Annotated in this window: 12 protein-coding genes; 3 read left to right on the plus strand and 9 right to left on the minus strand. The window is 71.6% G+C overall.

The window, feature by feature from the left end:
* Window positions 1-40: 40 nt before the first annotated feature.
* Entirely contained in the window at window positions 41-1,066 is a 1,026-nt protein-coding gene (locus tag BIU91_RS12150; protein ID WP_071405661.1) for a TerC family protein, read from the minus strand.
* Between the two features lie 217 nt (window positions 1,067-1,283).
* On the opposite strand from BIU91_RS12150, the gene ftsY reads away from it, so the two are divergent.
* Both ftsY and BIU91_RS18930 read left to right on the plus strand, forming a co-directional pair.
* Entirely contained in the window at window positions 1,284-2,153 is an 870-nt protein-coding gene (gene ftsY, locus BIU91_RS12155; protein ID WP_017888268.1) for a signal recognition particle-docking protein FtsY, read from the plus strand.
* Between the two features lie 105 nt (window positions 2,154-2,258).
* Complete coding sequence (locus BIU91_RS18930) at window positions 2,259-2,417, plus strand: hypothetical protein (RefSeq protein ID WP_171907827.1); 159 nt, start codon at window positions 2,259-2,261, stop codon at window positions 2,415-2,417.
* A 96-nt stretch (window positions 2,418-2,513) separates the two neighbouring features.
* Here BIU91_RS18930 and BIU91_RS12160 read toward each other — a convergent pair whose 3' ends face one another.
* The 7 genes from BIU91_RS12160 to BIU91_RS12190 form a co-directional block, all read right to left on the minus strand.
* Entirely contained in the window at window positions 2,514-6,242 is a 3,729-nt protein-coding gene (locus BIU91_RS12160) for an AAA family ATPase (RefSeq protein WP_071405662.1), read from the minus strand.
* A gap of 31 nt (window positions 6,243-6,273) precedes the next feature.
* A complete protein-coding gene (gene mutM, locus BIU91_RS12165; RefSeq protein WP_071405663.1) occupies window positions 6,274-7,245 on the minus strand; it encodes a bifunctional DNA-formamidopyrimidine glycosylase/DNA-(apurinic or apyrimidinic site) lyase in 972 nt (323 codons plus the stop codon).
* Between the two features lie 4 nt (window positions 7,246-7,249).
* A complete protein-coding gene (rnc, locus tag BIU91_RS12170; RefSeq protein ID WP_173034235.1) occupies window positions 7,250-7,975 on the minus strand; it encodes a ribonuclease III in 726 nt (241 codons plus the stop codon).
* A 13-nt stretch (window positions 7,976-7,988) separates the two neighbouring features.
* Entirely contained in the window at window positions 7,989-8,192 is a 204-nt protein-coding gene (gene rpmF, locus BIU91_RS12175) for a 50S ribosomal protein L32 (protein WP_017888273.1), read from the minus strand.
* A gap of 55 nt (window positions 8,193-8,247) precedes the next feature.
* On the minus strand, window positions 8,248-8,832 hold the full coding sequence (locus BIU91_RS12180) for a DUF177 domain-containing protein (RefSeq protein ID WP_306789660.1): 585 nt from the start codon (window positions 8,830-8,832) through the stop codon (window positions 8,248-8,250).
* Between the two features lie 152 nt (window positions 8,833-8,984).
* Window positions 8,985-9,470 (minus strand): pantetheine-phosphate adenylyltransferase, encoded by a 486-nt coding sequence (gene coaD, locus BIU91_RS12185; RefSeq protein ID WP_071405665.1) that lies wholly within the window; start codon window positions 9,468-9,470, stop codon window positions 8,985-8,987.
* 38 nt (window positions 9,471-9,508) lie between these two features.
* Window positions 9,509-11,737 (minus strand): ATP-dependent DNA helicase RecG, encoded by a 2,229-nt coding sequence (locus BIU91_RS12190; protein ID WP_071405666.1) that lies wholly within the window; start codon window positions 11,735-11,737, stop codon window positions 9,509-9,511.
* Window positions 11,738-11,834: 97 nt separating this feature from the next.
* Here BIU91_RS12190 and BIU91_RS12195 point away from each other — a divergent pair, with 97 nt between their 5' ends.
* On the plus strand, window positions 11,835-12,395 hold the full coding sequence (locus tag BIU91_RS12195) for an RsmD family RNA methyltransferase (RefSeq protein ID WP_071405667.1): 561 nt from the start codon (window positions 11,835-11,837) through the stop codon (window positions 12,393-12,395).
* 93 nt (window positions 12,396-12,488) lie between these two features.
* On the opposite strand, the gene thiL is transcribed toward BIU91_RS12195, so the two are convergent.
* The gene (gene thiL, locus BIU91_RS12200) at window positions 12,489-13,484 is read right to left on the minus strand and encodes a thiamine-phosphate kinase (protein ID WP_071405668.1); all 996 of its coding nucleotides are present in this window, start codon (window positions 13,482-13,484) and stop codon (window positions 12,489-12,491) included.
* Window positions 13,485-13,495 lie beyond the last annotated feature (11 nt).

Raw genomic sequence — 13,495 nt, forward strand, 5'->3', positions numbered from 1 at the left:
CCAGCTGGCACCGCGCCTCCTGTCCGTCAGGTGGTGACGACTACTTCGCGTCGGCCTCGACCGAATCCTTCGGCTGGCCGGTCGGGGTGAGCCCGCGCTCCTGGCGGCGCTTCGAGACCACCAGCGACGCGGTCGTGGCGACGGCGATCGTCAGCGCGATGAAGCCCAGCGAGAACCAGATCGGGATCTCCGGCGCCCACTCGATGTGCTCGCCACCGTTGATGAAGGGCAGCTCGTTGACGTGCATGGCGTGGAAGACGAGCTTCACACCGATGAACGCGAGGATGACGGCCAGGCCCTGGCCCAGGTAGATGAGGCGCTCGAGCAGCCCGGCGATCAGGAAGTACAGCTGCCGGAGACCGAGCAGCGAGAACGCGTTCGCCGTGAACACGATGAAGGCGTCCTGCGTCAGCCCGAAGATCGCGGGGATCGAGTCGAGCGCGAACAGCACGTCGGTCAGGCCGATGGCGACCATGACGAGCAGCATCGGGGTGAACAGCCGCTTGCCGTCGACGCGGGTGGTCAGGCGGTCACCGTCGTAGTGGTCCGAGGTCGGGATGATGCGCTTGAGGATCCGGATGAGCCGGGATTCACCCTCGCTGCCGTGGTCGTTGCCGCTGCGGGCCTGCGACCAGGCGAGCCAGAACAGCAGCGCACCGAACAGGTAGAAGACCCACGAGAAGTTCTCGATGATCGTGACGCCGAGGGCGATGAAGACACCGCGGGCGACGAGCGCGATCGCGACGCCGACCAGCAGGACCTTCTGCTGGAACTCCTTCGGCACGGCGAAGCTCGACATGATGATGAGGAAGACGAAGAGGTTGTCGACCGACAACGCCTTCTCGGTCAGCCAGCCGGCGAAGTACTCGCCACCGGCCTGCCCGCCGCCGAACACCAGGATGCCGATGCCGAACAGGATCGCCAGCCCGATGTAGAAGGCCGACCAGAACGCGGATTCGCGGATGTGGGGCACGTGCGGCGTGCGGACGTGCGAGTAGAAGTCGAACACCAGCAGCGCGAGGATGCCGGCGATCGTGATGAGCCAGACGAAGAGTGGGACGTCCACGGTTTCCTTCAGGTAGGGCGTGCCGCTGCTGTGCGGGTACGCCGAGGCCTGAAGGTCTCTTCCGTCGCTCGGCACCGGAACCGGTGTCGCACGACCGGCGCCCCGGGGCCGGATCGTTCCGGACCGTACTGACGGGGTCACCGAGAGGGAATACTCCCCTTCGTGATCCCGAGCATACCGGGCACAGCGGACATGTGCCGCGCTCTAAGCTGGGAGCATGGCGAGTTCTTGGTCACTGTCCACACGGCTGCGCGGCCTCTTCCAGCGCAAGACGATCGACGAGACCACGTGGGAGGACCTGGAGACCGCCCTCATCGGCGCCGACTTCGGGCCAGACATCTCCGAGGAGATCATCGAGGACCTGCACGCCCGCGTCGACCGGTACGGCACGACCGACCCCGCCGACCTGCAGCGCATGCTCCGCGAGGTCCTCGAGGAACGGCTCTCCAAGCTCGACACCACCCTGAAGCTCAGCGCGCGGCCCGCCGTGGTGCTCGTCGTCGGGGTGAACGGCGTCGGCAAGACGACGACGATCGGCAAGTTCGCCAAGTTCCTGAAGACCTACGACCGCACGGTGCTCGTCGGGGCGGCGGACACGTTCCGCGCCGCGGCGGTCGAGCAGGTCGCCACCTGGGCCCAGCGCGCCGGCGTCGACGTCGTCCGTCCGTCGCAGCCCGGGCAGGACCCGGCATCGGTGGCGTACCAGACCGTCGAGAAGGCGATCCGCGACCAGACCGAGATCGTCGTCATCGACACCGCCGGGCGCCTGCACACCAAGGCCGGCCTGATGGACGAGCTCACGAAGATCAAGCGCGTGGTCGAGAAGCAGACCGAGATCAGCGAGGTCCTGCTCGTCCTCGACGCGACGACGGGCCAGAACGGCCTCGCACAGGCTCAGGCCTTCATCGAGGGTGCCGGTGTGACCGGCCTCGTCATCACGAAGCTCGACGGCTCGGCCAAGGCCGGGTTCGTGCTGAGCGTGCAGGAGAAGACCGGCATCCCGATCAAGCTCATCGGGCAGGGCGAGGGCATCAACGACCTCACGGGCTTCACCCCGCACGTGTTCGTGCAGAACCTCGTCGGCTGAGCGAACGCGATCTCGGCGGCTGAGCGAACGCATCGGCACGCCGAGGAGTAGCGTCCTGACGGTCCGGGCATCTGCTCGGTCTCGTTCCAGGGATAGGAGACCCTCATGCCCGCACTGCTGATCATCGCGATCATCGTCGGCCTCGTCCTGCTCTTCAGCGGCATCTTCGTCGGTGCGCTGAAGTTCCTGCTCTGGGTGGGCATCGTGCTCATCCTGCTGGCGGTCATCGGCTGGCTGCTCCGGACGATCCGCGGTCGCGCGTAGCGACCCGGCGTCCTGTCCGGACGCACCTGACAGAACGGGAGGCGCGGTGCCAGCTGGCACCGCGCCTCCCGTCTGTCGTGGTCGCGACCAGGGCGCCTAGGCGACAGCGTCCGCCGGCTCGCGCTTCTGCACCCGCTGGCCGACGACGGCGGAGACGCCGTCCTGCCGCATCGACACCCCGTACAGGGCGTCGGCGATCTCCATCGTGCGCTTCTGGTGCGTGATGACGATGAGCTGGGACGACTCGCGGAGCCGCTCGAACACGGTCAGCAGGCGGCCGAGGTTGGCGTCGTCGAGCGCCGCCTCGACCTCGTCCATGATGTAGAACGGCGACGGCCGCGCGGTGAAGATCGCGACCAGGAGCGCCACCGCCGCCAGGGACCGCTCGCCGCCGGACAGCAGGGTCAGGCGGTCGATCTTCTTGCCGGCGGGCTTCACCTGCACGTCGATCCCGGTGCCGAGCAGGTCGGTCGGGTCGGTCAGGTTGATGGACCCCGAGCCGCCCGGGAACAGGATCGGGAAGATGACGTCGAACGCTTCCTTCGTGTCGTTGAACGCGGACTCGAAGATCGTCTGCATCTTCGTGTCGAGCTCGTCGATGATCGTCAGCAGGTCCGTCCGGGTCTTCTGCAGGTCCTCGAGCTGCTCGGCGAGGAACGCGTGCCGCTGCTCGAGCGCCTGGAACTCCTCGAGCGCGAGCGGGTTCACCTTGCCGAGCTGTCCGAGGTCGCGCTCGGCGGCCTTGAGTCGGCGCTCCTGCTCGGCACGGACGTAGGGCACGGTCTCGACGTCGGCGGGGTCGACCTCGTCGGTGGTGTCGAACTCGGGCAGCGCGGGGCCGCCGGGCAGCGTGGACTCGGCGTCGACGAGGGCCACGTCGTCGATTTCGGGGCCCGCGTCTGCCGCAGCTTCCTCCGGCTCGGTCACGCCCGCGGCCTCGGCGGCTGCAGCCGCCGCCGCGCGCTCCGCCTCGCGGTGCTTCCGCGCGCGCACCCGCGGGTCCACGAGCACGTCGACGGGCACCGGCACGTGCGGCCCGTACTCGGCCACCAGCACTGCTTCCGTCAGCCCGAGCTCGCTCTGCGCCCGGTCGAGGACGCCGGACACGTGCAGCTTCTTCTCGTAGATCTCCATCTCGAGCGAGTGCACGCCGTCGGTGATGGTCTGCAGGCGGTCCCGGAGCTCGCGCTCCTCGTTGCGGATCGTCTGCAGCTCGGTGTTGCGCTTCGACCGCTCGGCTTCCTCCGTCGCCAGCTGCACCCGCGCTTCGGCCAGCGAACGGTCGACCGCACCGAGCACCCCGGGCAGGTCGGCGAGCACGGCTTCCGCGGTCCGGATCTGGCCGCGTCGGATGACGGCGAGCCGGGCGGCCTCCTCGGCGGCGGCGCGCTCCGCCTCGAGCTGGCGTTCGAGCTGGTCGGCGCGGTTCCGTTCGGCGCGCACCCGCTCGCGCACGGTCTCGACCTGGATCCGCTGCTCGACCTCGGCCGCACGTGCGGCTTCGAGCGCGTCCTGCAGCCCGGGACGCTCGGAGGCGTCGACCACGGGGCGCTCCTGCTCGGTGAAGGCCCGGTGCGCCGACTCGGCCTCGGCCAGCACCGCCTCGGCGGTCTCGACGGCGCCGTCGGTCTCGGCCAGCGCGGCACGCAGCCGTTCGACCTCGGCCGCGGCGTTCTCCGCCTTCGCCCGCGTCGACGCACTCGTGCGGTCGTACTCGGCCTTCGCCCGCGTGTACGCGCGGGATGCTGCGTCGGCCTCGTCCGCACGGCGGCGTGCGTCCTCGACGGCACTGCGTGCGGCCTGGAGGCCCGTGGCCGCGTCCTCGGCGTCGGTCGCGATCGCGTCGCGGCGCGTCACGGCGTCGTCGCGCTCCGCGACGAGCTCGATGCGCGAGGTCAAGCGCTCCCCGCCGCCGGTCACGCGGACCGCGCGGACGAGGTCGCCGGACCGCGTGACCACCGTGGCGTGCGGGGCGGCCGTGAGCACCGCCTCCAGGTCGAGGTCGTCGGTCGCCGCGACCAGCGTGTCACGCAGGATCGACGCGAGCGCCGGCGGTCCCTGCACCAGGTCGATGGCACGGCGGACGCCGGCCGGCAGGGTCACGGGCAGGGCGGTGGTGACGGCTGCGGCGTCCGCGACGACGACGTCGATCCGGCCGAGGTCAGCAGCGCGGGCGTGGTCGACGGCGTCGAGCGCTGCACCGCGGTCGTCCGCGAGGACGGCGTCGGCGAGTCCCTCGAGCGCGGTGGCGATCGCGGCCTCGAACCCGGGCGAGACCGTCAGGCTGTCGGCCAGGCGACCGACGATGCCCGCGCGACCGGCGTCGATCAGGGCCTGCGAACCGTCGCGGACCTCGATCGACATGCCGAGCGCGGTGACCCGGGCGTCGAGGGCGTCCCGCTCGCGTTCGAGGGCGTGGAGGCGGTCGCGCTGCTCGTCGCGCGTGGTCTGGGCCCGTTCGAGCTCGGCGCGCGCCTGCTCCAGGGTCTGCGCCAGCGCGGACTCGTCGACGCCCTCGGACGGGTCGACACCGAGTTCGGCGAGGGCCGCCGCGGCACGCTCGGCACGCTCCCCGGCCTCGGCCAGAGCCCGCTCCCGCCGCTCGCGGTCGGCGACGGCGGAACCGCGCTTCGACCGGGCGACGTCGACGGCGCTGGCGAGCCGCTGCGCCTCGAGGTCGTGCTGCGAGACCCGGGCTGCCTGGGCGGCGATGCGTTCGTCGAGGGTGTCCAGCGCGGCGCGGGCGTCCTGCACCGCGCGGGCGGTCGTCGCCGAGCCACCCTGCATCTCGTCGGCGCGGGCGGCGAGGCGGTCGGCCTCGGCACGGACCCCGGCGACCTGCTCCTGGGTGACGGTCGGGCCCTGCTGCGGGGCGTCGGCCTGCTGCGCGAGGAACATCAGGCGCTGGTTCGCCAGGCTCGACAGGCCGCGGAGGCGCTCCTGCACGCTCTCGAGCCGGTGCACCACGGTGCGGGCGCGGTCGACGTCGTCGCCGACCATGCTCTGCTCGACGTGCTGCTGGCGCACCCGGGTCTGGTCGAGCCGCTCGGTCAGGACGATGCGCTCGGACTTGCGGCCCGCCTCGACCTCCTGGTGGTCGTGCAGCTCGCGGCGCAGGCGCACCACGTCGTCGGCCAGGATTCGGGCCTTGGCGTCGCGGAAGACCGCGGCCACCGACTGGGCCTTGCGTGCGACCTCGGCCTGCCGCCCGAGGGGCTTCAGCTGCCGCCGGATCTCACCGGCCAGGTCGGACAGGCGGGTCAGGTTCGTCTGCATCGCGTCGAGCTTGCGGAGGGTCTTCTCCTTGCGGCGGCGGTGCTTCAGGATCCCCGCGGCCTCCTCGATGAAGCCGCGGCGGTCCTCGGGGGTGGCGTGCAGCACCTTGTCGAGCTGCCCCTGCCCGACGATGACGTGCATCTCACGGCCGAGGCCGGTGTCGCTCAGCAGCTCCTGCACGTCGAGCAGCCGGCAGTTCTCGCCGTTGATGGCGTACTCGCTGCCACCGTTGCGGAACAGCGTGCGCGCGATCGTCACCTCGGAGTACTCGATCGGCAGCAGACCGTCGCTGTTGTCGATGGTCAGCAGCACCTGGGCGCGACCGAGGGGACCGCGGGTCGAGGTGCCGGCGAAGATGACGTCCTCCATCTTGCCGCCGCGCAGGGTCTTCGCCCCCTGCTCCCCCATCACCCAGGCCAGGGCGTCCACCACGTTCGACTTGCCGGAGCCGTTCGGGCCGACGATGCACGTCACGCCCGGCTCGAACGCGAACGTCGTCGGCTGCGCGAAGGACTTGAACCCCTTGATGGTCAGGCTCTTCAAGTACATGCGGTCTCCGGATGCTCTGGTTGGCGTCAGGCTAACGCGTGCGGGCGCGGGGACGGGGTTGGCACACGGGGCAGATGTGGCTCGACCGGTTCATGAAGGCCTCGCGCACGATCGTCGTGCCGCAGCGTGGACACGGCTTCCCCTGCTGCCCGTAGACGTTCAGGCGCTGCGAGAAGTACCCGGACTGCCCGTTGACGTTGACGTACTGGGCGTCGAAGCTCGTGCCGCCGTCCTCGAGCGCCCGGCGCAGGATCGCGCGGACCTCGTCGAGCAGTCGTCGCAGGTCGGCACGGGTGAGGCGGTCGGCGGCGCGGTCGTAGTGCAGCTTCGCGGCCCAGAGCGACTCGTCGGCGTAGATGTTGCCGATGCCGCTCACGACGCCCTGGTCGAGCAGCACCCGCTTGATGCCGCTCGAACGCTTCCGGGCCATCGCGGTGAACCGGTCGTCGTCGAACGCGGGGTCGAGCGGGTCACGGGCGATGTGCGACACCTGCCCGGGCACCCACCGACGCCACACGGCATCGGGGTCGATCGCGTCGACCTGCCCGCCGAACCCGGCCGGAGCACCGTCGATCGTCGGCACCATCGCGTCGATCGCCATCGAGCCGAACGTGCGCTGGTCGACGAACTCGAGTTCCACGGGGGGCTCCGCAGCACCCGAGCGGTCGGTGCCCGCGGGCTGCACGTCGATGAGGATCCGCCGGTGCTTCGCTGCCGGTCGCCCACGACCGAGCAGGATCTGCCCGCTCATGCCGAGGTGGGCGACGAGTGCCTCGGGGCGGTCCCCGTCGTGCTCGGGCTGCAGCGGCATCCAGAGGAACTTGCCCCGGCGGACGGCAGCGGCGATCGTGCGACCGGTCAGTCGGTCGGCAAAGTCCTCGGCAGGGCCGTCGTGCCGGGTGAGGGCACGGTCGTCGACCACGTCGACGTGCAGGACCCGCGCGCCGCTGACGGCGGGTTCGAGGCCGGCGCGGACGACCTCGACCTCGGGGAGTTCGGGCACGCGGTCAGGCCGCTCGGCCGGACAACCGGGTCCAGGCGTCGAGCGCAGCGGCCATCTCGGCGGCCTTCTTGCTCGACCCGGTGCCGGTGGCGATGTCCTCGCCCTGCAGGACGACCGTCGCCATGAAGGTCTTGTCGTGGTCCGGGCCGGTCTCGGTGACGCGGTACGCCGGGTTGCCGAGCGAGCGGCTCGAGGCGAGCTCCTGCAGGCTCGTCTTCGGGTCCATCGCGGCGCCGAAGCGGTCCGGGTCGATCATGAGCGGCTCGACCAGACGGAGCACGAGCTCAGTGGCCGGGTCGGGACCGGCCGACAGGTACGTCGCGCCGATGACGGCTTCGACGGTGTCGGCCAAGATCGACGACTTGTCGCGCCCGCCGGTCTGTTCCTCGCCCTTGCCGAGGCGCAGGTAGCGGCCGAGCCCGATCATCCGGGCGATCTCGGCCAGCGCCACGGTCGACACCAGGCTCGCTCGACGCTTGGCGAGGTCGCCCTCGTCGAGGTCGGGGAACGACCGGTAGAGCTTCACGGTCACGGCCTGGCCGAGGATCGAGTCCCCGAGGAACTCGAGGCGCTCGTTGTGCTTGATGCCCCCGTGCTCGTAGGCGTAGGAGCGGTGCGTCAGGGCGAGCTGGAGCAGCTCGAGGTCGATGTCGGCCCCGAGGATGCCCTGCAGACGAACGACGTCCGGCCCCGCGGGGCGAGACCCCGCAGCGCCGGACGTTGTCGTCATGCGTTCGGTCCGATCAGACGTCGGCGACCTTGCGGCCCTTGTACTCCATGTACAGGGGCGTGCCGGCCGAGTCCTCGACGACCTTCGCGCGGTGCGGGAGGCTGTAGGTGACCTGACCGTTCTCGATCGTCTTCACGAGCTGGATCGGCGTGGCCTTCCACTGCGAACGACGGGCGTGCGTGTTCGCACGGGACTGCTTGCGCTTGGGAACGGCCATGGTGAATCTCTTTCGGTTGGTCGGTGGTCGGTACGGGGGCTGGCGGTGTCGGGACCTACTCGGTCTCGGCCCGCTCCTCGCCCTCGGTGGTCTTCGGTGCGGTGGTGTCACCGTCGGTGCTGTCGTCGAGCTCGATCGCGCTGAGCGCTGCCCAGCGGGGATCCAGCACCTGACGAGCGGGCTGCTCGCCGAGGTCGGCCAGACGCTCGCCCGTCACCGGGTCGAGTCCTGGGCAGTCCGGTCGGCAGACCGGCTGGAACGGCAGCGACAGCACCACCGCATCTCGAACGACCTGTTCGGTGTCCACGTGGTCATCGCGAACGAAGAAGTCGAAATCCTCCGAGGCATCATACGCGAACAGCTCGGCGAAATCGACCTCGATCGGTTCGCTGATGTCGATGAGGCAGCGCGAGCACTCCCCCGTGGCGTCGGCCGAAGCGTGTCCGGACACGAGGACACCCTCGTGCAGGCCCTCGAGTTTGACGTCGATGTGCAGTTCGGCACCCTGTCGGACGCCGATCAGACCGGCCCCCATCGCGTCGGGCACCTCGATGTCGAGCGAGTGCTCGCGCATCTCACCCGGCCGGTGCGCGAGGTCGCGCACGCGCAGGGCGTAGGGGCTGTTCACGGGGGAAGACACGATCGACAAGCCTAGCGCGATCGGGGCCGAGAGTCGAGGTGGCGACAGGCGTGTCCGGACGCGGTGGGCGCAGTGCGGTTGCTGGGCGGACTGGGCGGACTGGCTGGGCGCGTACAGCGGGCGCGCTCAGCGGGTGTGCTCAGCGAGCGTGCTCAGCGGGACGCGAGCGCGTCGGCGACCGTCTTCGGCACGTAGGGCGTGACGTCACCGCCGAGGGACGACACCTGGCGGATCAGCGAGCTCGACACGTGCGCTCGCGACGCCTCGGGCAGCAGGAACACCGTCTCGACGTCGGCCAGGTGGCGGTTCATGATGGCCATCGGAGTCTCGTACGCGACGTCCTCGCCGGACCGCACGCCCTTCACCAGGACCTTCGCCCCGACCTGCCGGCAGTAGTCGACCAGCAGCCCGGACGTCCACTCGCCGACCGTGACCGTCTCCGGCGCGCCGACCTCGACCAGCGAGTCCTTGATGAGCCGAACCCGGTCGACCGCCTCGAACATCGCCGGCTTCTTGTCGGGGTTGTGCACCACGAGGACGTGCACCTCGTCGAAGAGCCCGGCCGCGCGGCCGATGACGTCGAGGTGCCCGAGGGTGACGGGGTCGAAGGAACCGGGGACCACCGCGATCTGCGCCATGGCAGCGACGATACCGCCCGCGAGGCTGTGCCCCGGGGTCAGTTCTTGCCGAGGAACGCCGCGTCGGACTCGTCGAGGCGCCGGGCGAGGGCTTCACGGAGAGCCGGGGACCCCTCGAGCTCGGGATCGGGTTCGAGCACGCGCTCCGCTTCTCCGCGCGCGTCGACGATGAGGTCGGCGTGCTCGACCACCCGGAGCAGGTTGAGCGAGGACCGCCCACCGGACTGCCGTTCGCCCAGGACGTCGCCTTCACGTCGGAGCTCGAGGTCGACCCGGGCGAGCTCGAACCCGTCGTCCGAGGCGGCCACGGCGTCGACGCGCTCGCGCGAGGTGGTCTCGAGCTCGGCCGAGGTGACCAGCAAGCAGACGCCGGCCCACTCCCCACGACCGATGCGGCCGCGGAGCTGGTGGAGCTGCGAGACCCCGAACCGGTCGGCGTCGAGGACGGCCATCATCGCCGCGTTCGGCACGTCGACGCCGACCTCGATCACGGTCGTCGCCACGACCACGTCGAGGTCGCCGGCGGCGAAGGACGTCATCACGCGGTCCTTCTCGTCGGCGGTCATCCGGCCGTGCAGGACCGCGATCGAGCGCCCTTCGAGCACGGGCATGGTGCGCATCCGCTCGGCGGTGGCGAGCACGGTCGCCGGGGCGCGCTTCGGGGTGTCGTCCTCACCCTCGGCCGGCTCCGGCTCGCCGTCGTCCTCGGTGTGGGCGTCGTCGATGGCCGGGCAGACGACGAACGCCTGGCGGCCCTTGGCGAGTTCCTCGGCCATGCGGGACCATATCCGGGGTTCCCATCCGGGGTGCTCCGCCAGCGGGACCGTGAAGGTCTCGACGCCGGCGCGCCCCGACGGCATGCCCGTGATGGTCGAGACGTCGAGGTCGCCGAACACCGTCATGGCGACGGTGCGCGGGATCGGCGTGGCCGTGAGCACGAGCACGTGCGGCGGGGTCGTGCCCTTGGTGCGGAGGGCCTCGCGCTGCTCGACGCCGAAGCGGTGCTGCTCGTCGACCACCACGAGCCCCAGCTCGGCGAAGTCCACCCGGTCGCCCAGGAGCGCGTGGGTGCCGACGACCAGCCGTGAGCTGCCCGACACCGCCGCGAGCAGGGCCCGGCGACGTTCGTCGGTGGACTGCGAACCGGTCAGGATCACCGGTCGGAGCTCGGCGGCCAGGTCCGGACCGAGGAACTTCACGATGGAGCGCAGGTGCTGGGCCGCCAGCACCTCGGTCGGGGCGATGAGCGCGGACTGGCCGCCGGACTCGGCCACCGTGAGCATCGCCCGGATCGCCACGAGCGTCTTGCCCGAACCGACCTCGCCCTGGATCAGCCGGTGCATGGGCCAGGTGCGGGCGAGGTCCTGGTCGATGTCGGCCCCGACGGCCCGCTGGTCGTCCGTCAACGTGAAGGGCAGGGTGGCGTCGAAGCGCTCGAGGATGCCACCGGGGGCGGCCACGCGCGGGGTGGCCGCGGTGCGACGGGCCGCGATCCGGCGCTGCACCAGGGCGGTCTGCAGCACGAACGCCTCGCGGTAGCGCAGGGCGTCCTGCGCGCGCTTGAAGTCCGCGACCTTCTCGGGGCGGTGCAGCAGCTCGAGGGCACGGCGGAACGGCACGAGGTCGAGCCGGGACCGCGCGGACGCCGGCACCGGGTCGGGCAGGTCCGGCAGGGTGTCGAGGACGATCCCGATGGACTTCGCGATCTGCCACGAGGTGAGCGAGGCCGTCGCCGGGTAGATCGGGATCGGCTGGCGCGACCACCGGATCGCTTCGTCGGAGCCGGGCTCCGCCGTGGCGCGGGGATCGTCGGGGTCGAACAGCTCGTAGTCCGGGTGGGCGAGCTGCCGGGCACCCCGGTAGTCGCTGACCTTGCCGGAGAAGATGCCCCGGGCGCCGGGGACGAGGTCCTTCGTGCGCCACCCCTGGTTGAAGAACGTGAGGGTGAGCAGGCCCTTGCCGTCGCCGATCTTCGCTTCGAGGATCGAGCCGCGGCGCGCGCGCATGGTGCGTTCACGGACGTCGACCACCTCGGCCACGATGGTGACCGGTTCGCCGATCGCGAGCGAGTCGAGGGCCGTCAGTGCACCACGCTCGGCGTAGCGCCGGGGCGCGTGCTCGAGGAACTCCCCCACCGTGCGGTAGCCGAAGGCCTTCTCGATCGCGGTCGCCGTCCGACCGCCGAGTACGTTCGCGAGCCGCGCGTCGAGCGGCGCCGGACCGAGGTCGGGCGCGGCCGGCGCAGCGGGGGTTCCGGAGGTGACCACGCTCCAACGGTACCGGGCACGACCGACCCCACCCGCGCCTCCCGAGCGGCCTGTGGAGAACGCCGGACCGGACCCGCCGGGCCGATACGGTGGCTGCATGACCCGCATCATCGCCGGCGCCGCCGGCTCCCTGACGCTCCGGGTGCCGAAGTCCGGCACCCGCCCGACGAGTGACCGCGTGCGCGAGGCGCTGTTCTCGTCGCTCGAGGCACGGGGGCTCGTCGAGGCCACGTCGGTGGCCGACCTGTACGCGGGCACGGGCGCGCTCGGGCTCGAGGCGGCGTCCCGCGGTGCGGCCGAGGTGGTCCTGGTCGACCGGGCGTCCGCCGCCGCGCAGGCCTGCCGGGCGAACGCGAAGGCCGTGCAGCAGCGGGTGCCGGGCGTCCGGATCGACGTGCAGCCGCAGCCGGTGCTCGGGTACCTGCGCGGGACCGTCCGCACCTTCGACCTGGTGTTCATCGACCCGCCCTACGACATCACGGAGCACGAGCTCGCCGAGGTGCTCGAAGCCCTGTCGCCGAAGCTGACGCCGGATGCCGTCGTCGTGGTCGAGCGGAGCAAACGCTCCCCCGAGCCCACCTGGCCGGCGGGGCTCGCGCCGTTCAGCAAGCGCAGCTACGGCGAGACCGTCGCGTGGGAGGCCGTCGCCGCCGGCTGAGGCGCTCTGCGCGTGTGCACGCGCCCTGCGACAGTGCACCTGTCGAACGACGCGTGTTCTGTCGCCACACGGTCGCGCACCGACCGGGCCGGGTCAGCCGGCGGCACCGTCCCAGTCGGCGTAGGGGTCCCAGCCGGTCGTCGGCACCGCGGCACCGGCGCGCAGCACGTCCGCGTCGCCGCGCTCCCGCACGACACCGATGCGCCGGAAGCCCCCGGGCAGAGCCGTGCCTGCCGGGAACGTGGCGAGCAGTCCGTGGTCCTCGCCACCGTGCAGCGCAACCTCGTCGAGGTCGGCGGCGGCATCGAGTTCGAGCGTCACCCGGCTGGCACGGGCGAGCCGACCGGCGTCGATCGCCAGGCCGTCGGACAGGTCGAGCATCGCGGTGGCCCCGGCCCCGGCCGCGAGCGGCCCGTCGGCGATCGGGGGCACCGGGCGGCGCTGGCGTCCGACGTCGGGGTCGCCGTCGGCACCGCTCGCGACCGTCGCGGCGCGGTCCGGCTCGCCCCGTTCGTCGACGCCGTCGCGGAACAGCCGGGACAGCCCGCGCGCGGCACGTCCCAACTCGCCGGACACCGCGAGCACGTCACCGACGCCCGCACCCGACCGCAGCACGGGCGCGCGGCCCAGCAGGTCACCGAAGGCGGTGACGGCCACCGTGAACGTCGCCGAGGTGGAGAGGTCTCCCCCGACGACCCCGCACCCCGGCGCGAGTGCATCGACGGCGAGCCGGAAGCCGTCGGCGATGCCCTCGAGGACGGCCACGGGGGTGTCCTGCGGTGCGGCGAGGGCGATCACGAGGCCGCTCGGCACGGCGCCCATCGCGGCGACGTCGGAGAGGTTCGTGGCGGCCGCCTTCCAGCCGATGTCCGTCGGCGACGACCACGCCCACCGGAAGTCCGGACCGTGCACCATCATGTCCGTCGTCACGACGAAGCGGCCGTCCGGAGCGGCGACGACGGCGCAGTCGTCACCGGGGCCGAGGATCGGCGTGCCCGCGGGCAGACGGCTCGTGATCCGGTCGAGGACGACGAGTTCGCCGAGCTCCCCCACCGTCGGTCCGGCCCAGGCGTCGTCCGTCGCATCCACACGAGAACGGT

It is taken from the genome of Curtobacterium sp. MMLR14_002 (genome assembly GCF_001864975.1).
Taxonomy (GTDB): Bacteria; Actinomycetota; Actinomycetes; order Actinomycetales; family Microbacteriaceae; genus Curtobacterium; species Curtobacterium flaccumfaciens.

Bases quoted from the DNA above. Each gene is read 5' to 3' on its own strand.
- coaD (WP_071405665.1), bottom strand. From the start codon at position 9,470: ATGGCGCAGATCGCGGTGGTCCCCGGTTCCTTCGACCCCGTCACCCTC.
- rpmF (WP_017888273.1), bottom strand. From the start codon at position 8,192: ATGGCCGTTCCCAAGCGCAAGCAGTCCCGTGCGAACACGCACGCCCGT.
- ftsY (WP_017888268.1), top strand. From the start codon at position 1,284: ATGGCGAGTTCTTGGTCACTGTCCACACGGCTGCGCGGCCTCTTCCAG.
- rnc (WP_173034235.1), bottom strand. From the start codon at position 7,975: ATGACGACAACGTCCGGCGCTGCGGGGTCTCGCCCCGCGGGGCCGGAC.
- BIU91_RS12160 (WP_071405662.1), bottom strand. From the start codon at position 6,242: ATGTACTTGAAGAGCCTGACCATCAAGGGGTTCAAGTCCTTCGCGCAG.
- BIU91_RS18930 (WP_171907827.1), top strand. From the start codon at position 2,259: ATGCCCGCACTGCTGATCATCGCGATCATCGTCGGCCTCGTCCTGCTC.
- BIU91_RS12195 (WP_071405667.1), top strand. From the start codon at position 11,835: ATGACCCGCATCATCGCCGGCGCCGCCGGCTCCCTGACGCTCCGGGTG.